This window comes from Pantoea sp. PvP021, assembly GCF_054056055.1.
The window spans coordinates 186,805-213,604 of sequence record NZ_JBSRXX010000008.1; the positions used below are offsets into that span (position 1 = coordinate 186,805).

At 55.8% G+C, this 26,800-nt stretch carries 20 protein-coding genes; 15 read left to right on the top strand and 5 right to left on the bottom strand.

The window, feature by feature from the left end; translation table 11 throughout:
• The first annotated feature begins 91 nt into the window (after nucleotides 1–91).
• The 12 genes from nuoC to ACVKSX_RS19075 all read left to right on the top strand — a co-directional run bounded on the left by nuoC (nucleotide 92) and on the right by ACVKSX_RS19075 (nucleotide 14,586).
• Complete coding sequence (nuoC, locus tag ACVKSX_RS19020) at nucleotides 92–1,891, top strand: NADH-quinone oxidoreductase subunit C/D (RefSeq protein WP_010258063.1); 1,800 nt, start codon at nucleotides 92–94, stop codon at nucleotides 1,889–1,891.
• A 2-nt stretch (nucleotides 1,892–1,893) separates the two neighbouring features.
• On the top strand, nucleotides 1,894–2,409 hold the full coding sequence (nuoE, locus tag ACVKSX_RS19025) for an NADH-quinone oxidoreductase subunit NuoE (protein WP_010258066.1): 516 nt from the start codon (nucleotides 1,894–1,896) through the stop codon (nucleotides 2,407–2,409).
• 2 nt (nucleotides 2,410–2,411) lie between these two features.
• Nucleotides 2,412–3,752 carry an NADH-quinone oxidoreductase subunit NuoF gene (gene nuoF, locus ACVKSX_RS19030; protein WP_029519446.1) on the top strand — a complete coding sequence of 447 codons (1,341 nt, stop codon included), beginning with the start codon at nucleotides 2,412–2,414 and terminating at the stop codon, nucleotides 3,750–3,752.
• Nucleotides 3,753–3,864: 112 nt separating this feature from the next.
• Nucleotides 3,865–6,588 (top strand): NADH-quinone oxidoreductase subunit NuoG, encoded by a 2,724-nt coding sequence (gene nuoG, locus ACVKSX_RS19035; RefSeq protein WP_022625073.1) that lies wholly within the window; start codon nucleotides 3,865–3,867, stop codon nucleotides 6,586–6,588.
• Nucleotides 6,585–7,562, top strand: a complete 978-nt coding sequence (nuoH, locus tag ACVKSX_RS19040; RefSeq protein ID WP_003854240.1) for an NADH-quinone oxidoreductase subunit NuoH — start codon at nucleotides 6,585–6,587, stop codon at nucleotides 7,560–7,562. Before nuoG ends, nuoH begins: the two co-directional genes overlap by 4 nt.
• 11 nt (nucleotides 7,563–7,573) lie before the next feature.
• Complete coding sequence (nuoI, locus tag ACVKSX_RS19045) at nucleotides 7,574–8,116, top strand: NADH-quinone oxidoreductase subunit NuoI (protein WP_003854239.1); 543 nt, start codon at nucleotides 7,574–7,576, stop codon at nucleotides 8,114–8,116.
• A gap of 10 nt (nucleotides 8,117–8,126) precedes the next feature.
• Entirely contained in the window at nucleotides 8,127–8,678 is a 552-nt protein-coding gene (gene nuoJ / locus ACVKSX_RS19050; protein ID WP_010258075.1) for an NADH-quinone oxidoreductase subunit J, read from the top strand.
• Complete coding sequence (nuoK, locus tag ACVKSX_RS19055) at nucleotides 8,675–8,977, top strand: NADH-quinone oxidoreductase subunit NuoK (RefSeq protein WP_003854236.1); 303 nt, start codon at nucleotides 8,675–8,677, stop codon at nucleotides 8,975–8,977. The genes nuoJ and nuoK overlap by 4 nt, the downstream gene beginning before the upstream one ends.
• Nucleotides 8,974–10,809: an NADH-quinone oxidoreductase subunit L gene (gene nuoL / locus ACVKSX_RS19060; RefSeq protein ID WP_010258078.1), complete on the top strand. Its 1,836-nt coding sequence runs from the start codon at nucleotides 8,974–8,976 to the stop codon at nucleotides 10,807–10,809. The genes nuoK and nuoL overlap by 4 nt, the downstream gene beginning before the upstream one ends.
• A 210-nt stretch (nucleotides 10,810–11,019) precedes the next feature.
• The gene (gene nuoM, locus ACVKSX_RS19065; RefSeq protein ID WP_010258081.1) at nucleotides 11,020–12,540 is read left to right on the top strand and encodes an NADH-quinone oxidoreductase subunit M; all 1,521 of its coding nucleotides are present in this window, start codon (nucleotides 11,020–11,022) and stop codon (nucleotides 12,538–12,540) included.
• A 6-nt stretch (nucleotides 12,541–12,546) separates the two neighbouring features.
• Nucleotides 12,547–14,004: an NADH-quinone oxidoreductase subunit NuoN gene (gene nuoN / locus ACVKSX_RS19070; RefSeq protein ID WP_354438140.1), complete on the top strand. Its 1,458-nt coding sequence runs from the start codon at nucleotides 12,547–12,549 to the stop codon at nucleotides 14,002–14,004.
• Between the two features lie 123 nt (nucleotides 14,005–14,127).
• Entirely contained in the window at nucleotides 14,128–14,586 is a 459-nt protein-coding gene (locus ACVKSX_RS19075) for a GNAT family N-acetyltransferase (RefSeq protein ID WP_010258085.1), read from the top strand.
• Between the two features lie 33 nt (nucleotides 14,587–14,619).
• Here ACVKSX_RS19075 and ACVKSX_RS19080 read toward each other — a convergent pair whose 3' ends face one another.
• Nucleotides 14,620–16,278, bottom strand: coding sequence for a glucan biosynthesis protein D (locus tag ACVKSX_RS19080; protein ID WP_029519710.1), 1,659 nt, complete (start codon nucleotides 16,276–16,278; stop codon nucleotides 14,620–14,622).
• Between the two features lie 335 nt (nucleotides 16,279–16,613).
• On the opposite strand from ACVKSX_RS19080, the gene elaB reads away from it, so the two are divergent.
• Nucleotides 16,614–16,925 carry a stress response protein ElaB gene (gene elaB, locus ACVKSX_RS19085; RefSeq protein WP_010258091.1) on the top strand — a complete coding sequence of 104 codons (312 nt, stop codon included), beginning with the start codon at nucleotides 16,614–16,616 and terminating at the stop codon, nucleotides 16,923–16,925.
• Nucleotides 16,926–17,164: 239 nt separating this feature from the next.
• On the top strand, nucleotides 17,165–18,361 hold the full coding sequence (locus tag ACVKSX_RS19090; RefSeq protein ID WP_354438142.1) for a nicotinamide mononucleotide deamidase-related protein YfaY: 1,197 nt from the start codon (nucleotides 17,165–17,167) through the stop codon (nucleotides 18,359–18,361).
• Nucleotides 18,362–18,711: 350 nt separating this feature from the next.
• Here the strand turns inward: ACVKSX_RS19090 and yfaE are convergent, their stop codons facing one another.
• The 4 genes from yfaE to ubiG all read right to left on the bottom strand — a co-directional run bounded on the left by yfaE (nucleotide 18,712) and on the right by ubiG (nucleotide 23,715).
• Entirely contained in the window at nucleotides 18,712–18,972 is a 261-nt protein-coding gene (gene yfaE, locus ACVKSX_RS19095) for a class I ribonucleotide reductase maintenance protein YfaE (protein ID WP_010258095.1), read from the bottom strand.
• Between the two features lie 2 nt (nucleotides 18,973–18,974).
• On the bottom strand, nucleotides 18,975–20,105 hold the full coding sequence (gene nrdB, locus ACVKSX_RS19100) for a class Ia ribonucleoside-diphosphate reductase subunit beta (RefSeq protein WP_010258096.1): 1,131 nt from the start codon (nucleotides 20,103–20,105) through the stop codon (nucleotides 18,975–18,977).
• A 72-nt stretch (nucleotides 20,106–20,177) separates the two neighbouring features.
• Nucleotides 20,178–22,463: a class 1a ribonucleoside-diphosphate reductase subunit alpha gene (gene nrdA / locus ACVKSX_RS19105; RefSeq protein ID WP_354438144.1), complete on the bottom strand. Its 2,286-nt coding sequence runs from the start codon at nucleotides 22,461–22,463 to the stop codon at nucleotides 20,178–20,180.
• Nucleotides 22,464–22,989: 526 nt separating this feature from the next.
• On the bottom strand, nucleotides 22,990–23,715 hold the full coding sequence (ubiG, locus tag ACVKSX_RS19110) for a bifunctional 2-polyprenyl-6-hydroxyphenol methylase/3-demethylubiquinol 3-O-methyltransferase UbiG (RefSeq protein ID WP_010671459.1): 726 nt from the start codon (nucleotides 23,713–23,715) through the stop codon (nucleotides 22,990–22,992).
• 177 nt (nucleotides 23,716–23,892) lie between these two features.
• Here ubiG and gyrA point away from each other — a divergent pair, with 177 nt between their 5' ends.
• On the top strand, nucleotides 23,893–26,565 hold the full coding sequence (gyrA, locus tag ACVKSX_RS19115) for a DNA topoisomerase (ATP-hydrolyzing) subunit A (RefSeq protein ID WP_062758689.1): 2,673 nt from the start codon (nucleotides 23,893–23,895) through the stop codon (nucleotides 26,563–26,565).
• Nucleotides 26,566–26,800 lie beyond the last annotated feature (235 nt).

Consider the following 26,800-nt stretch of genomic DNA (forward strand, 5'->3'; position numbering starts at 1 on the left):
GCCTGCAGCAGAACATCACAATTTAATGCATGGCCCCATCCTGACGCCTTCATTTGAGTGCCTGAGACCAGGCCGGAATGGTGAGTAACGTATGACAGATTTGACCACGCAAGATCTCGCTCAGCCTTCATGGCAAACCCGTGATCACCTTGATGACCCGGTGATCGGCGAGTTGCGTAACCGTTTTGGGCCGGATGCCTTCACTGTTCAGCCAACCCGTACCGGTATTCCGGTGGTGTGGGTGAAGCGTGAACAGATACTGGAAATTATCGAGTTCCTGCGTAAATTACCCAAGCCTTACGTCATGCTTTATGACCTGCATGGCGTGGATGAGCGTTTACGTACCCACCGTGCAGGCCTGCCTGCGGCGGATTTTTCCGTTTTCTACCACCTGCTGTCGATTGAACGCAACCGCGACATCATGCTCAAGGTGGCACTCTCTGAAAACGATATGCATCTGCCGACCATCACCCGCCTTTTCCCGAATGCCAACTGGTATGAGCGTGAAACCTGGGAGATGTTTGGTATCACCTTTGATGGTCACCCGCATCTGACGCGCATCATGATGCCGTCGACCTGGGAAGGCCATCCGCTGCGTAAAGATTACCCGGCGCGCGCCACCGAATTCGATCCGTTTACGCTGACCAAGCAGAAAGAAGATCTGGAGATGGAAGCGCTGACCTTTAAGCCTGAAGACTGGGGCATGAAGCGCAGCACCACCAACGAAGACTTCATGTTCCTGAACCTCGGGCCTAACCACCCGTCGGCGCACGGGGCATTCCGCATCATTCTGCAGCTGGATGGTGAAGAGATTGTCGACTGCGTGCCTGACATCGGCTATCACCACCGTGGTGCCGAAAAGATGGGCGAGCGTCAGTCGTGGCACAGCTACATTCCTTACACTGACCGCATCGAGTACCTCGGCGGCTGCGTAAACGAAATGCCGTACGTACTGGCGGTGGAGAAACTGGCCGGTATCGTGGTGCCCGATCGCGTTAATGTGATCCGCGTGATGCTCTCTGAGCTGTTCCGCATCAACAGCCACCTGCTTTATATCTCCACCTTTATTCAGGACGTCGGGGCCATGACGCCGGTGTTCTTTGCCTTTACCGACCGTCAGAAAATCTATGACGTGGTTGAGGCGATTACCGGTTTCCGTATGCACCCGGCGTGGTTCCGCATCGGTGGTGTCGCGCATGACCTGCCGCGAGGCTGGGAACGTCTGCTGCGTGACTTCCTCGACTGGATGCCAAAACGTCTTAAAGAGTATGACAAAGCGGCACTGCGCAACAGCGTACTGATTGGCCGTTCCAAAGGCGTTGCTGCTTACAACATGGAAGAGGCGCTGGCGTGGGGCACTACCGGTGCTGGTCTGCGTGCTACCGGTCTCGACTTTGACGTACGTAAATGGCGTCCCTACTCCGGCTACGAAAACTTCGATTTTGAAATCCCGGTCGGCGACGGCATCAGCGATGCTTACAGCCGCGTCATGCTGAAAATGGAAGAGATGTGGCAGTCGCTGCGCATTCTTGAGCAGTGTCTCAACAACATGCCAGAGGGTCCGTTTAAAGCGGATCATCCGCTGACCACGCCGCCACCGAAAGAGCGCACGCTGCAGCACATTGAAACGCTGATCACGCACTTCCTGCAGGTTTCGTGGGGGCCGGTGATGCCAGCCAATGAGTCGTTCCAGATGATTGAAGCGACGAAAGGGATCAACAGCTACTACCTGACCAGCGATGGCAGCACCATGAGCTACCGCACCCGCGTGCGTACGCCGAGCTTCCCGCATCTGCAGCAGATTCCTTCAGTAATCCGTGGCAGCCTGGTATCCGACCTGATCGTATATCTGGGTAGTATCGATTTTGTTATGTCAGACGTGGACCGCTAATTATGCACGATCAACACATTGCCATTAAAACGATCGACCCTAACGAGGTCTTCGTGCTGAGCGCGGAAGAGCATCACGCCATTGAGCACGAAAAACACCACTATGAAGATGCGCGTGCAGCCTCGATTGAAGCGCTGAAGATCGTGCAGAAACAGCGCGGATGGGTGCCGGACGGCGCCATCAATGCGATTGCCGAGGTTCTGGGTATCCCGGCGAGTGATGTTGAAGGTGTGGCGACATTTTACAGCCAGATCTTCCGTCAGCCGGTTGGCCGTCATGTGATCCGTTACTGTGACAGCGTGGTCTGTCATATCACCGGTTATCAGGGCATCCAGTCAGCACTGGAACAGCAACTGAATATCAAACCGGGTCAGACCACTGCCGATGGCCGCTTTACACTGCTGCCAACCTGCTGTCTGGGTAACTGCGATAAGGGGCCAACGATGATGGTGGATGAAGACACGCATGTGCATCTGACGCCGGAAGGCATCCCTGGTTTGCTGGAGCAGTATCAATGACAATTAAACAGATCATTCGCACTGCAGAAACTCATCCGCTGACCTGGCGGATGCGTGACGACAAGCAACCTGTCTGGCTTGACGAATATCGCAGTAAAAACGGCTATGCCGGTGCGGAAAAAGCGCTGAAAAGCATGTCGCAGGATGAAATCGTTGCGGCAGTCAAAGATTCAGGCCTGAAAGGGCGCGGCGGTGCGGGCTTCTCCACCGGGCTGAAGTGGAGCCTGATGCCGAAAGATGAGTCGATGAACATCCGTTACCTGCTGTGTAACGCCGATGAGATGGAGCCGGGCACCTATAAAGACCGCCTGCTGATGGAGCAGATGCCTCACCAGCTGGTGGAAGGAATGCTGATCAGCGCCTTTGCGCTGAAGGCTTACCGTGGCTATATCTTCTTACGTGGCGAATACATTGAAGCCGCGGTGCATCTGCGTCGTGCGATTGCTGAAGCGACGGAAGCGGGCTATATCGGTAAAAATATTCTCGGTACCGGCTTTGACTTTGAGTTGATTGTCCACACCGGCGCAGGTCGTTATATCTGCGGCGAAGAGACGGCACTGATTAACTCACTGGAAGGCCGTCGTGCCAATCCGCGTTCGAAACCGCCATTCCCGGCGAGTGCGGGCGCGTGGGGCAAACCGACCTGCGTGAACAACGTGGAAACCCTCTCCAACGTTCCGGCGATTCTGGCCAACGGCGTGGAGTGGTACAAAAACATCTCTAAAAGCGAAGATGCCGGTACCAAAATGATGGGCTTCTCCGGACGGGTTAAAAATCCCGGCGTCTGGGAGCTGCCATTCGGTATCACCGCACGTGAAATCCTTGAAGATTATGCGGGCGGTATGCGTGACGGACTGAAGTTCAAAGCCTGGCAGCCCGGCGGGGCAGGGACTGACTTCCTGACCGACCAGCACCTGGATCTGCCCATGGAGTTTGCCAGCATCGGCAAAGCGGGCAGTCGTCTGGGTACGGCGCTGGCGATGGCGGTCGATCACGAGATCAACATGGTCTCGCTGGTGCGTAACCTGGAAGAGTTCTTTGCCCGTGAGTCGTGCGGCTGGTGTACACCGTGTCGCGATGGCCTGCCGTGGAGCGTCAAAATTCTGCGTGCGCTGGAGCAGAAGCAGGGTCAGCCAGGCGATATCGAAACCTTACTGCAACTCTGCCGTCAGCTTGGCCCGGGTAAAACCTTCTGTGCGCATGCGCCGGGTGCGGTTGAGCCCCTGCAGAGTGCGATTAAATATTTCCGTGAAGAGTTTGAAGCCGGCATGGCACCGCAGGTGTTTGGCAATACCCGCGCCATTGGCGGGATCCAGCCAAACCTGCTGAAAGCGCGCTGGTAATTCGCCGAAGAACACGGAACAGGCCTGGTGCCGCCGCCCCGACAATGTCGTGCGTCGGGGCAAGAATATGATTAACGCTCGTCTCTGACGAGCCTTACGGAAGCATGTCACTATGGCTACAATTCATGTAGACGGTAAAGAGTATGATGTGAACGGAGCGGACAACCTGCTACAGGCATGTCTCTCTCTGGGCCTTGATATTCCTTACTTTTGCTGGCATCCGGCGCTGGGAAGCGTTGGGGCCTGCCGCCAGTGTGCGGTAAAGCAATTCCAGAATGCCGAAGATACCCGCGGCCGTCTTGTCATGTCCTGCATGACGCCGGCCTCTGACGGCACATTCATCTCCATCGATGATGGCGAAGCAAAAGAGTTCCGCGAAAGCGTGGTGGAGTGGCTGATGACCAACCACCCGCACGACTGTCCGGTGTGTGAAGAGGGCGGTAACTGTCACCTGCAGGATATGACAGTAATGACCGGCCACAGCTTCCGCCGCTATCGCTTCACCAAACGTACCCACCGTAATCAGGATCTCGGCCCGTTCATCTCCCATGAGATGAACCGCTGTATCGCCTGTTACCGCTGCGTGCGTTACTACAAAGATTATGCCGATGGCAAGGATCTGGGTGTCTACGGCGCACACGACAACGTCTACTTCGGTCGTCCGGAAGATGGCACGCTGGAGAGCGAATTCTCCGGTAACCTGGTTGAAATCTGCCCGACCGGCGTCTTCACCGATAAAACGCACTCCGAACGCTATAACCGTAAATGGGATATGCAGTTTGCGCCGAGCATCTGCCAGCAGTGCAGTGTGGGCTGTAACACCAGCCCGGGTGAGCGTTATGGTGAGTTACGCCGTATCGAAAACCGTTATAACGGCACCGTAAACCACTATTTCCTGTGTGACCGTGGCCGCTTTGGCTATGGCTACGTGAACCGTAAAGATCGCCCACGCCAGCCGATGCTGCTGCGCGGCAACGACTGGGTGACGCTGAACGCAGAGCAGGCGGTCAATGCCGGTGCAGATTTGCTGCGTCAGGCGAAAAAAGTGATCGGTATCGGCTCGCCGCGCGCCAGCATTGAAAGTAACTTCGCGCTGCGTGAACTGGTCGGTGCAGAGAACTTCTCTACCGGCATGCCAGCGGGCGAGCAGGCCCGGCTTGAACTGATGCTGAAAATTCTGCGTGAGGGCGGTATCTATACGCCATCGCTGCGTGAAATTGAAAGCTACGATGCGGTGCTGGTGCTGGGCGAAGATCTGACCCAGGTGGGCGCACGCGTGGCGCTGTCAGTGCGTCAGGCCGTGAAAGGCAAAGCGCGCGACATGGCTGCCGCTCAGAAAGTAGCAGACTGGCAGATCGCCGCGATCCTGAACATCGGACAGAATGCGAAACATCCGCTGTTTATCACCAACGTCGATGAAACCCGTCTGGATGATATCGCGGCATGGAGCTATCGCGCACCGGTTGAAGATCAGGCGCGTCTCGGTTTCGCTATCGCCAGTGCGCTGGATGAAACCGCCCCGGCGGTGACCGATTTCGACAGCAAACTGAACGGCAAGATGGATGTCATCGTGCAGGCGCTGGCCGGCGCGAAAAAACCGTTAATTATTTCCGGGACCCATTCCGGCAGCAGCGCGATGATCGAAGCGGCTGCCAACGTGGCCAAAGCGCTCAAAGCGCGCGGTGCCGACGTCGGGATTACGCTGCTGGCGGGACACGCCAACAGTGTGGGTCTTGGCCTGATGGGCGGCAATCCTCTGGAAAGCGCGCTGGAGCAACTGAGCAACGGTGAAGCCGATGCGCTGGTGGTACTGGAAAATGACCTCTATCGCCATGCACCGAAAGCGCTGGTTGATGCGGCGCTGGCCCAGACCACTAACGTGATTGTGGTTGATCATCAGCGCACCGCGACGCTTGAGAAAGCGGGTCTGGTGTTATCAACCGCCAGCTTCGCCGAAAGTGATGGCACCTCGATCAACCATGAAGGCCGCGCACAGCGTTTCTTCCAGGTTTACGATCCTTCTTACTATGACAACAACGTAGTGATGCTGGAGAGCTGGCGCTGGCTGCATTCGCTGCACAGCACGCTGGAAAGCCGTCACGTCGACTGGACGCAGCTGGACCACGTGATCGATGCGGTGGTCAGTCATCTGCCACAGCTGGCCGGAATCAAGGATGCGGCACCGGATGCCAGCTTCCGTATTCGTGGACAGAAACTGTCGCGTTCACCGCACCGTGCCAGTGGCCGTACCGCGGCGCGCGCCAATATCAGCGTGCACGAACCGCGTCAGCCGCAGGATCAGGACACGATGTTCGCCTTCTCAATGGAAGGGAACAACCAGCCAGGCGCACCGCGTTCGCAGATTCCGTTTGCCTGGGCACCGGGCTGGAACTCACCGCAGGCGTGGAACAAGTTCCAGGTTGAAGTGGGCGGCAAACTGCGTAATGGCGATCCGGGTGTACGGCTGTTTGAAGCCAGCGCAGCCAGTCTGCCCTGGTTCAGCAACGTTCCGGCGGCATTCGTCAGTGAAGCGCAGTGGCGCGTGGCCCCTCTCTACCAGCTGTTTGGTAGCGAAGAGATGTCACAGCGTTCACCGGTCTTCCAGCAGCGTATGGCACCGCCTGCACTGGTGATTAACCCGGAAGATGCAGCGAAGCTGGGCGTCAACAATGGCGCGGCGGTTGAGTTCATCTGTGCCGGTGAGACAGTGCGTCTGCCGGTCCGTTTCTCGGCGTCACTGCAGGCGGGACAGATTGGTCTGCCGCTGGGCATGCCGGGCGTTCCGCCATTCCTGGCGAACGGTAAAATCGACACTCTGCAGGAGGCGGCGCAATGAGCTGGTTAACACCGGACGTTATCGACATTCTGCTGGCCATTGTTAAAGCCATCGTGATTCTGCTGGTGGTTGTGGCCTGCGGCGCGTTCATGAGCTTCGCCGAGCGTCGTCTGCTCGGCCTGTTCCAGAACCGTTACGGACCAAACCGCGTAGGCTGGGGCGGCTCGCTCCAGCTGGTAGCGGACATGATCAAAATGTTCTTTAAAGAGGACTGGGTTCCGCCGTTTACCGACCGCTTTATCTTTACCCTTGCGCCGGTTATCGCCTTTGTTTCACTGCTGCTGGCCTTTGCTATCGTGCCGGTTTCTCCAACCTGGATGGTGACAGACCTGAATATCGGTCTGCTGTTCTTCCTGATGATGGCGGGCCTTGCGGTCTACGCAGTGCTGTTTGCCGGCTGGTCGAGTAATAACAAATACTCGCTGCTGGGTGCGATGCGCGCCTCGGCGCAGACCCTGAGCTACGAAGTGTTCCTGGGTCTGTCGCTGATGGGTGTGGTGGCGCAGGCGGGCTCGTTCAATATGAACGATATCGTCAACAGCCAGACGCACCTGTGGAACATCATTCCGCAGTTCTTCGGTTTCGTGACCTTCTGTATTGCTGGCGTAGCGGTGTGTCACCGGCATCCGTTTGACCAGCCAGAAGCGGAGCAGGAACTGGCGGACGGTTATCACATCGAATATGCCGGTATGAAGTTCGGCCTGTTCTTTGTCGGCGAATATGTGGCGATCACCACCGTTTCAGCGCTGATTGTGACGCTGTTCTTTGGTGGCTGGCACGGCCCATTCCTGCCGCCGTTCATCTGGTTCGCCCTGAAAACGGCGTTCTTTATGATGATGTTCATCCTGATTCGTGCTGCGCTTCCGCGCCCACGCTACGACCAGGTGCTGTCATTCGGCTGGAAAGTGTGTCTGCCGTTGACGCTGTTGAACCTGCTGGCGACTGCCGCAGTGATTCTCTACACAGCGCCGTAAGGGGTTAACAAATGACTTTGAAAGATATTGTCGTAGGCTTTGGCACGACAGTTCGCAGTATCTGGCTGATCGGGCTGCACGCCTTCGCCAAACGTGAAACTCAGATGTATCCGGAAGAGCCGGTTTATCTGCCACCCCGCTATCGTGGCCGTATCGTGTTAACCCGCGATCCGGATGGTCAGGAGCGTTGCGTCGCCTGTAACCTGTGTGCGGTTGCCTGCCCGGTTGGCTGTATCTCGCTGCAGAAAGCCGAAACCAAAGATGGCCGCTGGTATCCGGAGTTCTTCCGCATCAACTTCTCACGCTGCATCTTCTGCGGCATGTGTGAGGAAGCCTGTCCGACCACGGCGATTCAGCTGACCCCCGATTTCGAACTGGGTGAGTTTAAGCGTCAGGATCTGGTGTATGAGAAGGATGATCTGCTGATTTCGGGGCCGGGTAAATATCCGGAGTACAACTTCTACCGCATGGCAGGTATGGCGATTGACGGTAAAGATAAGGGCGAAGCAGAAAACGAAGCGAAGCCTATCGACGTCAAAGGCTTATTACCTTAAGGAGCAAGGCATGGAATTTGCGTTTTATCTTTGCGGACTGGTGGCGGTGCTGACGACGTTGCGCGTCATTACCCACACTAATCCGGTACATGCGTTGCTGTACCTGATCGTTTCGCTGTTATCGATCGCGGGCGTCTTCTTCTCTATGGGAGCCTATTTTGCCGGTGCGCTGGAGATCATCGTCTACGCCGGTGCCATTATGGTGCTGTTCGTCTTCGTGGTCATGATGCTGAACTTAGGCAAGCAGACCGAGAAGCAGGAGCGTGAGTGGCTCAGCCCGTCTCTGTGGATTGGTCCGGGTATCGTCTCGTTGCTGCTGCTGGTCGTAATGGTCTACGCCATCCTGACCGCCAACGATCAGGGCATCGATGGCACCATCATCGACGCCAAAGCGGTCGGCATCAGCCTGTTTGGTCCTTACGTACTGGCGGTTGAACTGGCCTCAATGCTGCTGCTGGCGGGTCTGGTCGTGGCGTTCCATATCGGTCGCGAGGAGCGTCAGGGCGAAGTCCTGAGTAACCGTAATGCTGACGCCGCTCAGGTGAAAAAGGAGAACGCATGATCCCGTTACAACATGGATTGATTCTTGCTGCCGTGCTGTTTGTCCTTGGACTGACGTCGCTGGTAATACGCCGCAATCTGCTGTTTATGCTGATCGGCCTTGAAATCATGATCAACGCCGCCGCCTTAGCCCTGGTGGTTGCCGGGAGCTATTGGGGTCAGGCCGATGGACAGGTGATGTATATCCTGGCGATCAGCCTGGCGGCAGCGGAAGCCAGTATTGGTCTGGCACTGCTGCTTCAGCTCTATCGTCGTCGTCAGACGCTGAACATTGATACTGTGAGCGAGATGCGCGGATGAATCTTCTCTATTTAACTGTCTTGTTTCCGCTGATCGGCTTTCTGCTGTTAGCGTTTTCGCGCGGTCGCTGGTCAGAGAACCTGTCGGCCACGATTGGTATGGGATCGGTGGGTCTGGCGGCCCTGACTACAGCGATGGTCGGTTTTGACTTCTTCGCCAACGGCCAGCAAGCCTACACGCAGGCGCTCTGGACCTGGATGCATGTCGGCAACTTCGACATGAAGGTGAACCTGACGCTGGATGGCCTGTCGCTGACCATGCTGTCTGTCGTAACCGGTGTCGGTTTCTTCATTCACATGTTCGCCTCCTGGTACATGCGTGGAGAAGAGGGCTACTCCCGCTTCTTCGCCTATACCAACCTGTTTATCGCCAGCATGGTTGTTCTGGTGCTGGCCGATAACCTGATGCTGATGTATCTGGGCTGGGAAGGGGTAGGCCTCTGCTCTTATCTGCTGATCGGTTTCTACTACAGCAATCCGGAAAACGGCAAAGCGGCGATGAAAGCGTTCATCATTACCCGCGTGGGCGACGTCTTCCTGGCATTTGGTCTGTTCATCCTCTACAACGAGCTGGGCACGCTGAACTTCCGCGAGATGATGGAGCTGGCACCTGCGCACTTTGCCGCAGATAACCATATGCTGCAGTGGGCAACGCTGATGCTGCTGGGTGGCGCGGTCGGTAAATCGGCTCAGCTGCCGTTACAGACCTGGCTGGCAGATGCGATGGCCGGTCCGACACCGGTTTCGGCACTGATCCACGCCGCGACCATGGTGACAGCCGGTGTCTACCTGATTGCCCGTAGCCACGGTCTCTTCCTGCTGACGCCGGAAGTGCTGCATCTGGTCGGGATTATCGGGGCGATTACCCTGGTGCTGGCAGGCTTTGCCGCGCTGGTACAGACCGACATCAAACGTGTTCTCGCTTACTCCACCATGAGCCAGATTGGCTACATGTTCCTGGCGCTGGGTGTTCAGGCGTGGGATGCGGCGATTTTCCATCTGATGACGCACGCCTTCTTTAAAGCGTTGCTGTTCCTCTCTTCGGGTTCAGTGATTCTGGCCTGCCATCACGAGCAGAACATTTTCAAAATGGGTGGCCTGCGTAAGAGCATTCCGCTGGTCTACACCTGCTTCCTGGTGGGCGGCGCGGCGCTGGCGGCACTGCCGCTGATTACGGCGGGCTTCTACAGTAAAGATGAGATCCTGTTTGGCGCACTGGCTAACGGTCACATCAACCTGATGGTTGCGGGTCTGGTGGGGGCGTTCCTGACCTCTATCTATACCTTCCGTATGATCTTCATCGTGTTCCACGGCGAAGAGAAAATTCATGCGCACGCCGGTAAGGGTATTACCCATCATCTGCCGCTGATTGTGCTGCTGCTGCTCTCCACCTTTATTGGTGCGCTGATCACGCCGCCGCTGGCAGGGGTACTGCCAGCCAATGAGTTCGGTGAAGCGGGCAAAGTGGGACTTGAAATCACCTCGGGCGTTGTAGCGATTGTCGGCATTCTGATCGCTGCCGCGCTGTGGCTGGGCAAACGTGAGCTGGTTACCCGTATCGCAAACAGTGCACCAGGCCGTTTCTTCGGCACCTGGTGGTTTGCGGCCTGGGGCTTCGACTGGCTCTACGATAAAGTGTTCGTCAAACCTTATCTGGGTATTGCGTGGCTGCTGAAGCGCGACCCACTGAATGGCCTGATGAACCTGCCTGCGCTGCTGTCACGTATTGCCAACAAAGGCCTGGTAGTCAGTGAGAATGGCTACCTGCGCTGGTACGTTGCGTCAATGAGCGTGGGCGCCGTGCTGGTGCTGGCTCTGCTGCTGGTGATTTAAAGATTGATGAGCGGGGCAGGTTAGCTAATCTGCCCATTGAGAATGTCAAAAATTGTCCTGAGCAAGGGCGTTATCGTCGCGGCCAGTTTGGTTACCGCCAGCGCACAGCAACCGGAGCATACCGAGGTATGTGAGGATTGCGAGCACTGCCGGGAGCCAAAATGGCAAGTAAGATAGCCCGAACTAAGACAAAGAAAAGGGAAGTGTGCCGTGTTATTACCTTGGCTAATTATCATACCCTTCGTCGGTGGTCTGATCTGCTGGCTCACTGAGCGCCTTGGCGCGAAGGTGCCACGCTGGATCGCACTGATCACTATGGGGCTGACGTTGGCGCTTTCACTGCAACTCTGGTTGCAGGGAGGCTATTCACTGACGCAGGCAGCGGGCATTCCGCAGTGGCAGTCAAGTTTCTCCGTTCCGTGGATCCCACGCTTCGGCATCAGCTTCCATTTAGCCATTGATGGCCTGTCGCTGCTGATGGTGGTGCTGACCGGCCTGCTCGGTCTGATGGCGGTGCTCTGTTCCTGGAATGAGATTTCAAAGTATCAGGGCTTCTTCCACCTGAACCTGATGTGGATCCTGGGCGGCGTAATCGGTGTTTTCCTCTCCATCGACCTGTTCCTGTTCTTCTTCTTCTGGGAAATGATGCTGGTGCCGATGTACTTCCTCATCGCGCTCTGGGGTCATAAAGCATCGGACGGCAAAACCCGTATTTCCGCCGCGACCAAATTCTTCATCTACACCCAGGCTTCAGGTCTGGTGATGCTGATTGCGATTCTGGGCCTGGTGTTTGTCCACTACAACGCGACTGGCGTCTGGACATTCAACTACGAACAGCTGCTGCAGACGCCAATGTCGAGCGGTGTTGAATATCTGCTGATGCTGGGCTTCTTTATCGCCTTTGCGGTGAAGATGCCGGTGGTACCGTTGCACGGCTGGCTGCCGGATGCGCACAGTCAGGCACCAACGGCTGGTTCTGTCGACCTGGCGGGTATCCTGCTGAAAACCGCAGCTTACGGTTTACTGCGTTTCAGTCTGCCGCTGTTCCCGAATGCGTCAGCCGAGTTTGCGCCAATCGCCATGTGGTTAGGCATCATCGGTATCTTCTACGGTGCCTGGATGGCCTTCTCGCAGACTGATATCAAACGTCTGATTGCTTACACCTCGATTTCGCACATGGGCTTTGTGCTGATTGCCATCTATACCGGCAGCCAGCTGGCGCTGCAGGGCGCGGTGATTCAGATGATTGCGCACGGTCTCTCCGCTGCAGCACTCTTCATTCTGTGTGGTCAGCTGTATGAACGTCTGCATACTCGTGATATGCGTCAGATGGGTGGCCTGTGGTCGCGCATCAAATGGATTCCGGGTCTGTCGCTGTTCTTTGCTGTTGCCAACCTCGGTATGCCAGGCACCGGTAACTTCGTCGGCGAATTTATGATTCTGACCGGCAGCTTCCAGGTGGTGCCGATGATTATCATCATCGCGACCTTTGGTCTGGTGTTTGCCTCGATTTACTCGCTGGTGATGATGCAGCGCGCTTATTACGGCGAAGCGAAATCGAAAGATCCGCTGCCAGGCATGTCACCGCGTGAGTTTATGACCATCGGTGTTCTGGTGGTGCTGCTGGTGCTGCTGGGCGTCTATCCACAGCCGATTCTGGATACTTCGCACGCTGCCATGAGCAATATTCAGCAGTGGTTTACCGCTTCAATTTCAACTACAAGGCCGTAATTCGCCATGACAATAACTCCTCACCAATTGATTGCGTTGCTACCGCTGTTAATCGTCGGATTGACGGTGGTGGTTGTGATGCTGTCCATTGCCTGGCGACGCAACCACTTCGTTAACGCCACGCTAACGGTAGTTGGCCTGAACCTGGCGCTGCTCTCGCTGTACTTTGTCGGTCAGGTCGGGGCGATGGATGTCACGCCGCTGCTGCGCGTCGATGGCTATTCGATGTTCTATACCGCGCTGGTCATGCTGGCGAGTCTGGCGACCTGTACCTTTGCCTATCCATGGCTGGCAGGCTTCCCGGACAACAAAGATGAGTTCTACCTGCTGGTGCTGATTGCGGCACTCGGTGGCATCGTGCTGGCCAGTGCTAATCATCTGGCCTCGCTGTTCATCGGTATTGAACTGCTGTCGCTGCCGCTGTTTGGTCTGATTGGCTACGCCTTCCGCCAGAAACGTTCACTGGAAGCCGCACTGAAGTACACCATTCTTTCGGCGGCGGCCTCGTCGTTCCTGCTGTTTGGTATTGCGCTGATCTACGCCGACTCCGGTAACCTGAGCTTTGTGGCGCTGGGCCAGAGCCTGACTGACAGCATGATCCACGAGCCGTTGCTGCTGGTGGGTCTGGGTATGATGATTATCGGTCTGGGCTTTAAGCTCTCACTGGTTCCGTTCCACCTCTGGACCCCCGATGTTTATCAGGGTGCGCCTGCGCCGGTTTCAACCTTCCTGGCCACCGCCAGCAAGATTGCTATCTTCGGTGTCATCATGCGTCTGTTTATGTATGCGCCGGTGACCGACAGCGAAGCGGTGCGCACAGTGCTGGCCATGATCGCCTTCGTGTCGATTCTGTTCGGTAACCTGATGGCGATTTCGCAGAGCAACATCAAGCGTCTGCTGGGTTATTCCTCTATCGCCCACCTCGGTTATCTGCTGGTGGCACTGATTGCGGTGAAAGATAATCAGCTGTCGCTGGAAACGTCGGGCGTTTACCTGGCCGGTTATCTGTTCAGCAGCCTGGGCGCGTTTGGTGTGGTGAGTCTGATGTCCAGCCCATATCGTGGCCCGGATGCTGACTCGCTCTACTCCTATCGCGGTCTGTTCTGGCATCGTCCTATCCTGTCAGCGGTGATGACGGTGATGATGCTGTCACTGGCGGGTATCCCGATGACGCTGGGCTTTATCGGTAAATTCTACGTTATCGCTTCAGGCGTCAGTGCGCACCTGTGGTGGCTGACCGGTGCTGTAGTCGCGGGTAGTGCGATTGGCCTCTACTACTATCTGCGCGTGACGGTGAGTCTCTACCTCAGCCCGCCAGAACTGCATACCCGTGATACCCCGGCTAACTGGGCATTTACGGCCGGTGGTGTGGTAGTACTGATTTCTGCCATTCTGGTGCTGCTGTTAGGGGTTTACCCGCAGCCGCTGATCAGACTGGTGCAGATGGCTCAGCCGCTGATGTAAGCGCGTTGCTGCGACTGACGAATCAGGCCTCCGGGCCTGATTTTTTTTGCCTGTAAGATAGTGTCACCAGCAGGTGCTGGCGACACCGCGCTGATGTAGAGTGTGTGGTTTAAAGGAGAGACCATGGACATTAACTGGCAGGATAAACACCATAGCGAATTGACCCCCTCACAGCTCTATGCACTGCTGGCGTTGCGCAGTGCCGTGTTTGTGGTGGAACAGCAGTGCGCTTACCTTGATGTGGATGGCAAAGATTTGCAGGCGGAAAACCGGCATCTGCTGGGAATGGCGGATGACCAGCTGGTGGCCTATGCGCGACTGCTCTCCCCGGAGGATGAGACCAGCCCGGTGAAAATCGGACGGGTGATTGTTTCAGATCGGGTTCGTGGTGCGCGGCTGGGGAATCGTCTGATGGAGCAGGCAATCAACAGTTGTCAGCAGCACTGGCCGGGCCGCGATCTGTTTCTCTCCGCGCAGGCGCATCTGGAAAGTTTCTATGGGCAGCATGGCTTTGTCGCGGTGGGGGAGAACTACCTGGAAGATGGGATCCCTCACGTCGATATGCTGAAGAACGCGCCATAAAAAAGGCGAGGCCTGAGCCTCGCCTTTTTTACATCAACCCACCGTCATCTGGCGGTCATCGACATATTTACGCTGATCCGGCGCAGGCGGGAAATATTGATAGAGCCAGGTTTCACTCAGCGTCTCATCTTTGCTGCGCAGGAACAGACGCATCTCTACCGGCTCGGTGGAATCGCTGTTCGGATACCAGTCAAACAGGATGCGATAGCCCTTAAGCGGATCGACATACAGAATCTCAACCTGCTTCACGCTGCCGGATGAAACGGTAATCACCGGCTCAATACCTTTCGGCGCAGCAGCCTGCAGATCGCCACCAATAAAATCAATGGCGAAGCGGCGGCACCAGGTTTCCGGGAAGTGTTCGCCAGGCGCCCAGCCTTCCGGGAAACCACCGATACCGGTACGGGTTGCATCCACGCGCGCCAGACCGCTACGCACCGGCGGCAGACCACTCCAGTAAAGCTTGTAGGAGAAGTTCAGCTCGCTGCCCGCTTTGACCGGCTCAGCCGGTTGCCAGAAGCAGACCACATTATCCAGCGTTTCACCCGTGGTCGGGATCTCCATCAGGTTAATCGCGCCTTTGCCCCACTTACCGACCGGCTCAACCCACAGGCTGGGACGTTTGTCATACCAGCCAATCACATCCTGATAATCTTTGAAGTCGTGATTAAGCTGCAGCAGGCCAAACCCACGCGGATTCTCATCTTCATAGGCGTTGAACTGCAGACGCTGAGGATTATTCAGCGGGCGGGCAATCCATTCGCCTTTACCGGTCCACATCGCCAGGCGATCGGAGTCATGGATCTGCGGATGGTAAGTGTTACACATGCGGCGTTCGTTGGTGCCGCAGCTGAACATACTGGTCATTGGCGAGATGCCAATCTGACGGATCTCTTTACGGGCAAACAGGTGGTTTTCCACCTCCATCACCACGCGTTTCTCTTCGCAATGGATGATGAATTTATAAGCACCGGTGACGCTGGCACCATCCAGCAGGGCGTAGCAGGTAAAGGTGGTATCTTCCGCTTTTGGCGTTTCAAACCAGAAGGCGGTGAAATCGGGAAACTCCTCCTGGCCATTGCTGAAGGTGTTGATCGCTACGCCACGCGCCGAGAGGCCGTACTGGAAAGTATCGTCAACGGCACGGAAGTAGCTTGCGCCAAGGAAGGAGACGATGTCGCGACGGGCCAGTTCCGGTTTTTTAAAGGCGCGGAAACCGGCGAAGCCGAGGTCAGTTTTGCCCTCCAGCTGCTTCGTATCAACTTTGGCGTCGTTGTAGTTGAACAATTCGGGACGGAAGTGAATTTCGCGCGCTTCGCGACTCTCGCCGTCGACAGAGAACATGCGGATGCGCCGCTTGAAGCCCATACCGACATGGAAGAACTGAACGTCCAGTTGACGGTCGGGCAGGTTGTTCCAGAGTGAGTGGTTGGCGTCATACTGAATTTCGTTGTACGCCTGCGGGGTCAGTGTGGCCAGTGTCTCCGGCAGCGCGCCCGGTGCTCCGCCCCAGGGTTTTTTCGCCAGCGCAGCCGCGTTTTTCTTCAATACGTCGAAATCGAAGCGTACGGCGGTTCCGTCAGCAATGCCATCTTCTGCCCATGCGGATTGCGCAAACAGCGTTGACAGGCCGGTCATGCCGCTGACGGCGGAGAAGGCCATTGACGCTTTCATAAACATTCTTCGATTCATGCCAGAGATTATTCCTTAGCTGTTCGAGGGTGTCGTGACTGTCGTGCAAAATGCACTTTCATGGCCCGATAATCACAGGCAACAGAGGGGTACGACAGTAGGGTTACTGGAAAATTCAGTCACGACAAAATTTATCAGATTAATCAAAGAAGCGAAGCGAAATTCCGCGGTTGCCGCTGCGTCTTACACTTCTTTGCGTAGCGAAACGGCGCACAGCCTGCACTGAGCAAGATTAACAGATGAAAAATCAGGTGATTCCTGGAGCAGGAAATCAGCAGAGCGCCAGATTATGACTATAGTTAATGAACTGCTTTGCAATTCACACGGAGGAAACGATGGTAAATCAGACAAATCAATTCGAAACGGGCCTCGATGACGATATTGCGTTACTGACTGAAACGCTGGAAGAAGTCCTTAAGGCATCAGGCGATCCGGCCGATCAGAAGTACATTGAGCTTAAAAGCAAAGCCGAACAGGCGCTGAACGATGTGAAATCCCGTGTCAGCCAGGCGTCCGATAGCTACTACTATCGCGCTAAACAAGCGGCTTACCGTGCAGACGACTACGTGCACGAAAAACCGTGGCAGGGTGTCGGTATCGGTGCAACAGCCGGTCTGGTACTTGGTCTGCTGCTGGCGCGTCGTTAATCGCGATTCGCTGACTCAGTTGTAGCAGACAACAGTAGTAAAAAAGCGGCGGGGCAATCCCGCCGTTTTTATTGGTTTTTAACTCTCTGAACACCTTCACCACCCTTGATCCTGCTTCACCCTCGCTATCTTTATGCGCAACGTGCCTGAGACGCAATGGTCACAATCCCTGGTGATGCCGATTGTGTCTGGCGGGAGGAGTTCGTACAGTAAAGCAAACGTGAAAAGGAGAACTCAACGTGATTAGAGTAGAGATGCTGTCGACCGGGGATGAGGTGCTGCATGGCCAAATCGTCGATACCAACGCAGCCTGGCTGGCGGATATGTTGTTCCAGCAAGGGTTGCCTATGACCAGCCGTACCACGGTAGGAGATTCACTCGAATCGCTAATCGCCACGCTACAGGCGCGCAGCCATGAGGCAGATGTGCTGATTGTGAATGGCGGTCTGGGGCCGACCAGTGACGATCTCAGTGCGCTGGCAGTCGCCAGAGCCTGTGGCGTTGAGCTTGAGGTGCAGCAGGAGTGGCTGGAACAGATGGAAGCCTGGTTCGCCAGCCGGGGACGCGTGATGGCGGCCAGCAATCGCAAGCAGGCGGAAATCCCGGCCAATGCGGAACTGATTGATAATCCGGTCGGTACCGCCTGTGGCTTTGCCCTGCAACTCAATCGCTGCTGGATGTTCTTCACGCCTGGTGTGCCGTCTGAATTTAAATTGATGGTGGAGCAGCAGATCATCCCCCGTCTGAAAGCGAAATTTTCGCCGCCCGAGCCACCGATTTGTCTGCGGCTGACCACCTTTGGTCGCGGTGAAAGCGATATTGCCGCCGAACTGGAGCCGCTGGCGCTGCCGGAAGGCGTGGTCATGGGATATCGCTCGTCCATGCCGATCATTGAGATCAAGCTCACCGGCCCGGCCAGTCAGCGGGTAGCGATGGAGCAGGTGTGGCAGCAGGTGCGCCTGCAACTGGCGGAGTGCACCATTTTCGAAGGCACCGAAGGCTTACCGGCGCTGCTGGCACGTGAGCTGGAGCAGCGCGGTGAGCAGCTGGCAATCAGTGAGCAATACACCGCCGGACTGCTCTACTGGCAGTTGGCTGGCGCCAGCGTGCCGCTGCGTGGCGCTGACATCTTTCCACCCCGGCAGGAGACGCTGGAGCAGCAGGTGATCCGCACCCGCGAACTTGCTGCACAGCAGCAGGCCGCGCTGGCGCTCTCTGTTGGCAGCCTGGAGCAGGAGGAGGTTTCGGTGGCGCTGCATACACCGGATGGCAGCTTTGGTCAGCGCGTGAAGTTCAGTACCGGTCGCCATAATCTGGAGACGCGGCAGAAGGTGGTGGCAATGATGGCGATGAACATGCTGCGCCGCTGGTTACACGGCAGCGAAGTGAGCACCGGTTACGGCTGGATTGATGTGGTCGAAACTGTCAGACAGTAATATCAGTGAAAATAAAACGGGCGCCTGAGGCGCCCGTTTCGTTTCAGAATGCTGACCAACTTAGCCTTGGTGGCTTTTAGATCGAGCCTGCGAAGGGAACACGGTCAGATCGGAAAGACGCAAAAGCGTCATCCCTGACTGCTCGGCCCGCGCGATTACGCACCTCATCCCTGAGGTGCGCCCGTAGCCGGGCCAACGCTTTGCGTTGTTCAAAAACGCTCCCGGCGTTTTTATCCGGGCGGCGGGACGCTTTCCTATTCTGACCGTGTTCCCTGCGCTTCTGGCTGATCAATTGCTGTCAGGTTTACCCGTATTTAACTTGAGCAGCAATCTGACAAACGCCACCTCAGTTATAACTCCAGCTCAATCTCGCCTTTGGCTTTGCAGCAGCAGGGCAGGATCTCATCCTGCTGCACAAAGGCCAGCGGCCGCTGTGGGTAATGCACTTCGCCTTTCAGCAGCCGCATCCGGCAGGAGCCGCAATAACCTTCGCGGCACTGAAACTCCACGCAGAGATTGTTGGCTTCCAGCAGCGTCAGCAGATTGGTATGCTCGTCTGTGCATTCCAGCCGGGTGCCGGAACTGCGCAGAATAACAACGTCGCGGCTCATAATTAAAGCTGGAAGTCGTCGAAGTCGTTAGCGCCTACTTCAGAATCGATCTGACCCACCAGATAGGAGCTCACTTCCACTTCCTGCGGCGCAACCTGAACGTTGTCAGAGACCAGCCAGGAGTTAATCCATGGGATTGGGTTTGAGCGCGTCTGGAACGGCAAATCAAGGCCAACAGCCTGCATACGGATATTGGTGATGTACTCAATGTACTGGCAGAGAATATCTTTGTTCAGGCCGATCATTGAGCCGCCGCTGAACAGATATTCTGCCCACTCTTTCTCCTGCAGTGCTGCTTTCTTAAACAGCTCGAAGCACTCTTCACGGCACTCTGCCGCAATCTCTTTCATCTCCGGATCGTCTTCACCGCTGCGCAGCAGGTTCAGCATGTGCTGGGTGCCGGTCAGGTGCAGCGCTTCATCGCGGGCAATCAGCTTGATGATTTTGGCATTGCCTTCCATCAGCTCACGCTCAGCGAACGCGAAGGAACAGGCGAAGCTGACATAGAAACGGATCGCTTCGAGCGCATTGACGCTCATCAGGCAGATATAGAGCTGCTTCTTCAGGGCGCGCAGGCTGACGACAACCGGTTTGCCGTTGACCTGATGCGTGCCTTCACCCAGCTGATGCCAGTAGTTGGTCATCTCAATCAGATCGTCGTAATAGCGTGAGATATCCTGAGCACGCGCCAGAATCTGCTCATTGGTAACGATATCGTCAAAAACTACCGCCGGATCGTTAACAATGTTACGGATGATGTGGGTGTAAGAACGGGAGTGAATCGTCTCTGAGAACGCCCAGGTTTCAATCCAGGTTTCCAGTTCAGGAATCGAGATCAGCGGCAGCAGCGCGACGTTCGGGCTGCGGCCCTGAATCGAATCCAGCAGCGTCTGATACTTCAGGTTGCTGATAAAGATATGTTTTTCATGATCCGGCAGCGCCTGGTAATCGATGCGATCGCGTGAAACGTCGACCTCTTCCGGACGCCAGAAGAAGGAGAGCTGCTTTTCGATCAGCTTTTCAAAGATGTCATATTTTTGCTGGTCGAAGCGCGCCACGTTTACGGACTGACCGAAAAACATCGGCTCTTTCAGCTGATCATTTTTGTTCTGTGAGAAAGTGGAGTAAGCCATAAAAGTTGTCCAAAAGTAGACGAAGCCAGGCCTCGTGAAATGAATGAGGCGGGAGATTCTCCCGCCTGACCATTAGATCTTACAGGCGCCGCTCTCGCAGCCATCATCCTGGATAGAAGGTGCCAGGTCATCCTGCGCATCTTCAGCACCGTCACGGGTGTTTTGATAGTAGAGCGTTTTCACGCCGAACTTATACGCCGTCAGCAGATCTTTCAGCAGCTGTTTCATCGGCACTTTACCGTTGGTGAAGCGCGACGGATCGTAGTTGGTGTTGGACGAAATCGCCTGGTCGATGAATTTCTGCATCAGACCCACCAGTTGCAGGTAGCCATCGTTGTTCGGCATTTCCCACAGCAGTTCGTACTGATCTTTCAGACGCTCATACTCCGGTACGACCTGACGCAGGATGCCATCTTTCGACGCTTTGATGCTGATGTGACCGCGCGGAGGCTCAATACCGTTGGTGGCATTGGAGATCTGCGACGAGGTTTCAGACGGCATCAGCGCAGACAGGGTCGAGTTGCGCAGGCCGTGCGTTTTAATCTCTTCACGCAGGCTTTCCCAGTCGAGATGCAGCGGTTCGTTGCTGATCGCGTCCAGATCTTTCTTGTAGGTGTCGATAGGCAGAATGCCCTGCGCATAGGTGGTTTCATTGAACCACGGGCAGGCACCTTGCTCTTTCGCCAGCTCATTTGAGGCTTTCAGCAGGTAATACTGAATCGCTTCAAAGGTTTTGTGCGTCAGGCCATTGGCGCTGCCATCGGAGTAGCGCACACCATGCTTCGCCAGATAGTAGGCGTAGTTGATGACGCCGATACCCAGAGTACGACGACCCATCGCGCCACGCTGGGCAGCCGGGATCGGGTAGTCCTGATAGTCGAGCAGCGCATCAAGCGCGCGTACTGCCAGGGTAGCCAGCTCTTCCAGATCGTCGAGGCTTTCGATGGCGCCGAGGTTGAACGCAGAGAGCGTACACAGGGCAATCTCACCGTTTTCGTCGTTAACATCTTCCAGCGGTTTCGTCGGCAGGGCGATTTCCAGGCAGAGGTTAGACTGGCGAACCGGCGCGATGCTCGGGTCAAACGGGCTGTGGGTGTTGCAGTGATCGACGTTCTGAATGTAGATACGGCCGGTAGAGGCGCGTTCCTGCATCATCAGTGAGAAGAGATCGACCGCTTTAACCCACTGCTTGCGGATGCTCTGATCCTGCTCATATTTGGTATAGAGGCGCTCAAACTCATCCTGATTGGCGAAGAATGCGTCATACAGGCCAGGCACGTCAGACGGGCTGAACAGGGTGATATCTTCGCCTTTCAGCAGGCGCTGATACATCAGCTTGTTGAGCTGTACACCATAGTCCATGTGACGCACGCGGTTGCCTTCAACACCACGGTTGTTCTTCAGCACCAGCAGGCTTTCGATTTCCAGATGCCACATCGGGTAGAACAGCGTGGCTGCGCCGCCACGAACGCCGCCCTGAGAACAGGACTTCACCGCGGTCTGGAAATGCTTGTAGAACGGGATACAGCCGGTATGGAACGCTTCACCGCCGCGAATCGGGCTGCCCAGCGCACGGATACGACCGGCGTTGATACCGATGCCGGCACGCTGAGAGACATATTTCACAATTGCGCTGGAGGTGGCGTTGATGGAGTCCAGGCTGTCGCCGCACTCGATCAGTACACAGGAGCTGAACTGGCGCGTCGGGGTGCGTACACCAGACATGATTGGCGTCGGCAGGGAAATTTTAAACGTCGAGATCGCATCATAGAAACGCTTGATGTAATCCATACGCGTGTCGCGCGGGTAGCCGGAGAAGAGGCAGGCGGCGACCAGAATGTAGAGGAACTGCGCGCTTTCGTAGATTTCACCCGAAACGCGGTTCTGCACCAGATATTTGCCTTCCAGCTGCTTCACAGCGGCATAGGAGAAGTTCATGTCACGCCAGTGGTCGAGGAACTCGTCCATCTGCGCAAACTCTTCCTGGCTGTAATCTTCCAGCAGGTGCCGATCATATTTGCCCATGTCGACCATCTTAACGACCTGGTCATAGAGCTTTGGCGGCTCAAACTGACCATACGCTTTTTTGCGCAGGTGGAAGATCGCCAGGCGGGCAGCCAGGTACTGATAGTCAGGGGCATCGCGGGAGATGAGGTCTGCTGCGGCCTTGATGATGGTCTCATGAATGTCAGAGGTTCTGATGCCATCATAGAACTGAATGTGAGAGCGCAGCTCAACCTGTGAAACTGAGACGTTGTTCAGCCCTTCAGCTGCCCAGTCCAGCACACGGTGAATTTTGTCGAGATCAATGCGCTCCTGGCGGCCATCGCGTTTAGTAACGAGCAGACTCTGGTTCATGTCGCGTTTTTACCTTTGCGTGAGTATCCAAAAATTAAAAGAAATCCCGGTTTATACACAGCCTATTCATTGTGAATAATGTGTGGATAAACACTACATCTAGGGGGTGATGGGAAAAGCCATAACTACATGGGGGCATATTTTAGTATTTTACGGCCGCTTAACAAGAGCAAAAAATGATGGCTGGAGGGGTTGTAATTCTTGCGAAATTTCTTAGCCCACGCCTTGTAAGGCCTGGCATCATGTCAACCAGATCACACTTTTTTTTCTTATTATGATCGGGCGCGTGTTTCTTATTCAATCCTCAGGATTCAGCAGGAAAAGGGATGAAAAATGGCTAAAAGCCGCTAGCGGGTTGCTGGTCAGCAGAGAATCGGATGCGGTAACGCTGAAGAGGATGGAACCGGGCTGATGTAACCTATTGGCAGACATCAGAATGCCTCTGGCGCGGTGAGTGCTGTGACCGGCACAGGGAGAACGGGCGCAGAAGAGGAGATGCCCGCCCTGATTCAGGCGGGCGGGTCACTCAGACGGCGCGGTGGGTGTGCACCATATAATTCACGTCAGTGCCGGGAGCCAGTTTGAATCGGTTAGTCACCGGGTTGTAATGCAGGCCAATGATGTGGCGTTCACGCAGGGCCGTTTCATCGACCCAGCCCAGCAGTTCGGAAGGACGGATAAATTTCTTCACGTCGTGAGTGCCGCGCGGCAGCATGCGCAACACATATTCCGCACCAAATATCGCCAGCAGCCAGGCTTTTGGATTGCGGTTCAGCGTAGAGAAGAAGACTTCGCCGCCGGGTTTGACCAGCTTCGCACAGGCGTGAACCACTGAGCGCGGATCCGGCACGTGCTCCAGCATCTCCATGCAGGTCACCACATCATATTTTCCGGCGTGCTGCTCCGCATGCTCTTCGACGGTCTGCTGCACGTAGTCCAGCGTCACTCCGCTCTCCAGAGCATGCAGGCGCGCCACGGCCAGCGGTTCCGCGCCCATGTCCAGGCCCGTGACCACGGCACCTTCACGCGCCATGCTTTCGGCTAAGATGCCGCCGCCGCATCCGACGTCGAGCACGGTTTTACCGAACAAGCCGTTGCTGTGCTGCGCGATATAGCCCAGGCGCAGCGGGTTAATGCGGTGCAACGGTTTAAATTCACCCTCCAGATCCCACCAGCGCGAGGCAACGGCCTCAAACTTGGCAATTTCCTGCGCATCGACGTTCTGCTGATGATTCTGCGGTTGTGCATTCATTGAATCGTAACTCCTGACAAAATGTGCCCACAGTATAAACGCTTAACCGCAGATGGCACACCTTTCAGGCGCAAGGAAAAGCGGGTGAAATCGGTGGTTAGCGTTCACCAGAGCATTGCAGTGTGATATACTTTCGCACCTTTAAAATCCGGGATTAAGTAGAGGGATAGCGGCTCCATGAGCGACCTTGCGAGAGAAATTACACCGGTCAATATCGAAGAAGAATTAAAAAATTCTTACCTCGGTTACGCCATGTCGGTCATCGTTGGCCGAGCTTTACCCGATGTGCGTGATGGCCTGAAGCCGGTTCATCGTCGCGTACTTTTTGCGATGAGTGTACTGGGTAACGACTGGAACAAACCCTATAAAAAATCTGCCCGCGTCGTCGGTGACGTTATCGGTAAATATCACCCGCATGGTGATTCCGCCGTTTACGACACCATTGTACGTATGGCCCAGCCTTTCTCCCTGCGTTACATGCTGGTGGACGGACAAGGCAACTTCGGTTCCATCGACGGCGACTCCGCCGCGGCGATGCGTTATACCGAAATTCGCATGTCGAAGATCGCCCACGACCTGTTAGCTGACCTGGAAAAAGATACCGTCGATTTCGTACCGAACTACGACGGCACTGAGCAGATCCCTGAAGTTCTGCCGACCAAAATTCCTAACCTGCTGGTGAACGGCTCTTCCGGTATCGCCGTGGGTATGGCAACCAACATTCCGCCGCATAACCTGCGTGAAGTGATTAACGGCTGCCTGGCTTACATTGAAAATGAAGACATCAGCATTGAAGAGCTGATGGAGCACATTCCGGGGCCTGATTTCCCGACCGCCGCTATTATCAATGGTCGCCGTGGCATCGAAGAAGCGTACCGCACCGGACGCGGTAAAATTTATATTCGTGCGCGTGGCGAAGTGGAAGCTGATGCTAAAACGGGCCGCGAGACCATCATCATTCATGAGCTGCCGTATCAGGTTAACAAGGCACGCCTGATTGAGAAGATTGCGGAGCTGGTGAAAGAGAAGCGTGTCGAAGGCATCAGCGCACTGCGCGATGAGTCTGATAAAGACGGCATGCGTATCGTGATTGAGATCAAGCGCGATGCGGTCGGCGAAGTCGTGCTGAATAATCTCTATTCACTGACCCAGTTGCAGACCTCGTTTGGTATCAACATGGTCGCCCTGCATCAGGGTCAGCCGAAGATCATGGCGCTGAAGGAGATTCTGGACGCCTTTGTTCGCCATCGTCGTGAAGTTGTGACGCGTCGTACTATCTTTGAACTGCGTAAGGCGCGCGATCGTGCGCATATCCTGGAAGGTCTGGCGATTGCGCTGGCGAATATCGATCCGATCATCGAGCTGATTCGTCGTGCACCAAACCCGGCAGAAGCGAAAGCGGGTCTGATTGCGCAGGCGTGGGATCTCGGTAACGTGTCAGCGATGCTGGAACGTGCCGGTGATGACGCCGCGCGTCCGGAGTGGCTGGATCCACAATACGGCATCCGTGATGGTCAATACTATCTGACCGAGCAGCAGGCTCAGGCGATTCTGGATCTGCGTCTGCAGAAACTGACCGGCCTTGAGCACGAGAAGCTGCTGGATGAGTATAAAGCGCTGCTGGAGCAGATCGCTGAGTTGCTGCGCATTCTGTCGAACGCGGACCGTCTGATGGAAGTGATCCGCGAAGAGCTGGAGCTGATGCGTGATCAGTTCGGTGATGAGCGTCGCACAGAGATTACCGCCAACACGGCTGACATTAATATCGAAGACCTGATCAATCAGGAAGATGTTGTGGTGACATTGTCGCATCAGGGCTATGTGAAGTATCAGCCGCTGACCGACTATGAAGCGCAGCGTCGTGGTGGTAAGGGCAAGTCAGCCGCACGTATCAAAGAAGAGGACTTCATTGATCGTCTGCTGGTCGCCAATACGCATGACACGATTCTTTGCTTCTCCAGCCGTGGTCGTCTCTACTGGATGAAGGTTTACCAGCTGCCGGAAGCAAGCCGTGGCGCACGTGGACGTCCAATCGTCAACCTGCTGCCGCTGGAAGCCAACGAGCGTATTACGGCGATTCTGCCGGTACGTGAGTATACCGAAGGCTTTAATATCTTTATGGCGACCGCGCTCGGTACCGTGAAGAAGACCGCACTGAAAGAGTTCAGCCGTCCACGCAGCGCGGGCATTATTGCCGTGAATCTGCGTGACGACGATGAGCTGATCGGTGTGGCGCTGACCAACGGTAACGATGAAGCGATGCTGTTCTCAGCGGCCGGTAAAGTGGTGCGCTTTGCAGAAACCGCAGTCCGTGCGATGGGTCGTACCGCCTCTGGCGTACGCGGCATCAGACTGGCTGAAGGCGATCGCGTTGTGTCATTGATTGTGCCGCGTGAAGAGGGTGCAATTATGACCGTGACGCAGAATGGTTACGGCAAGCGTACGGCCAACAGCGAATACCCGACCAAGTCGCGTGCGACTCAGGGTGTTATTTCAATCAAAGTGACCGAACGTAATGGTCCGGTGATTGGCGCCGTTCAGGTCGTTGATGGCGATCAGATTATGATGATCACCGATGCCGGTACGCTGGTGCGTACCCGCGTTTCAGAAGTCAGCGTCGTGGGTCGTAATACCCAGGGTGTGATTCTGATTCGTACCGCAGAGGATGAGAACGTCGTAGGTCTGCAGCGTGTTGCCGAGCCGGTTGAAGAAGAAGAGCTGGATTCAATCGACGGTAGCGTGGCGGAAGGCGAGGAAGATATCGCGCCGGAAGCAGAGAACGACGATGAAGAGATTGCGCCGGAAGCGGATGCAGAAGACGAAGACGACGCGGCTGAAGACGAAGAGTAATTTGTCTGGCGTGAGCTGAGGTTCGTTGCAGAAACGGCAGGTCAGGGGAAACCCGGCCTGCCGTTTTTTTTTGTGTGATGGGGAGGGAGCAGGGAGCTTAGGGCTGGAGGCTGGAGGCTGGTTGCTGGTGGCTGTGAGTTGGGAGCCGCCGAAAGGCCCACTATGCCCGATCGCAAAGGATTCCCGCATCCATGCGGATCGGCCACGCCATCCCTGGCGTGGACGCTTTGCTCTT

Coding starts and splice junctions, on each gene's coding strand:
- ACVKSX_RS19075 (WP_010258085.1), top strand. CDS start 14,128: ATGGACATTAACTGGCAGGATAAACACCATAGCGAATTGACCCCCTCA.
- nrdA (WP_354438144.1), bottom strand. CDS start 22,463: ATGAACCAGAGTCTGCTCGTTACTAAACGCGATGGCCGCCAGGAGCGC.
- nrdB (WP_010258096.1), bottom strand. CDS start 20,105: ATGGCTTACTCCACTTTCTCACAGAACAAAAATGATCAGCTGAAAGAG.
- nuoK (WP_003854236.1), top strand. CDS start 8,675: ATGATCCCGTTACAACATGGATTGATTCTTGCTGCCGTGCTGTTTGTC.
- nuoE (WP_010258066.1), top strand. CDS start 1,894: ATGCACGATCAACACATTGCCATTAAAACGATCGACCCTAACGAGGTC.
- yfaE (WP_010258095.1), bottom strand. CDS start 18,972: ATGAGCCGCGACGTTGTTATTCTGCGCAGTTCCGGCACCCGGCTGGAA.
- nuoI (WP_003854239.1), top strand. CDS start 7,574: ATGACTTTGAAAGATATTGTCGTAGGCTTTGGCACGACAGTTCGCAGT.
- nuoG (WP_022625073.1), top strand. CDS start 3,865: ATGGCTACAATTCATGTAGACGGTAAAGAGTATGATGTGAACGGAGCG.
- ACVKSX_RS19080 (WP_029519710.1), bottom strand. CDS start 16,278: ATGAATCGAAGAATGTTTATGAAAGCGTCAATGGCCTTCTCCGCCGTC.
- gyrA (WP_062758689.1), top strand. CDS start 23,893: ATGAGCGACCTTGCGAGAGAAATTACACCGGTCAATATCGAAGAAGAA.
- nuoH (WP_003854240.1), top strand. CDS start 6,585: ATGAGCTGGTTAACACCGGACGTTATCGACATTCTGCTGGCCATTGTT.
- ubiG (WP_010671459.1), bottom strand. CDS start 23,715: ATGAATGCACAACCGCAGAATCATCAGCAGAACGTCGATGCGCAGGAA.
- nuoL (WP_010258078.1), top strand. CDS start 8,974: ATGAATCTTCTCTATTTAACTGTCTTGTTTCCGCTGATCGGCTTTCTG.
- nuoC (WP_010258063.1), top strand. CDS start 92: ATGACAGATTTGACCACGCAAGATCTCGCTCAGCCTTCATGGCAAACC.
- nuoJ (WP_010258075.1), top strand. CDS start 8,127: ATGGAATTTGCGTTTTATCTTTGCGGACTGGTGGCGGTGCTGACGACG.
- elaB (WP_010258091.1), top strand. CDS start 16,614: ATGGTAAATCAGACAAATCAATTCGAAACGGGCCTCGATGACGATATT.
- nuoN (WP_354438140.1), top strand. CDS start 12,547: ATGACAATAACTCCTCACCAATTGATTGCGTTGCTACCGCTGTTAATC.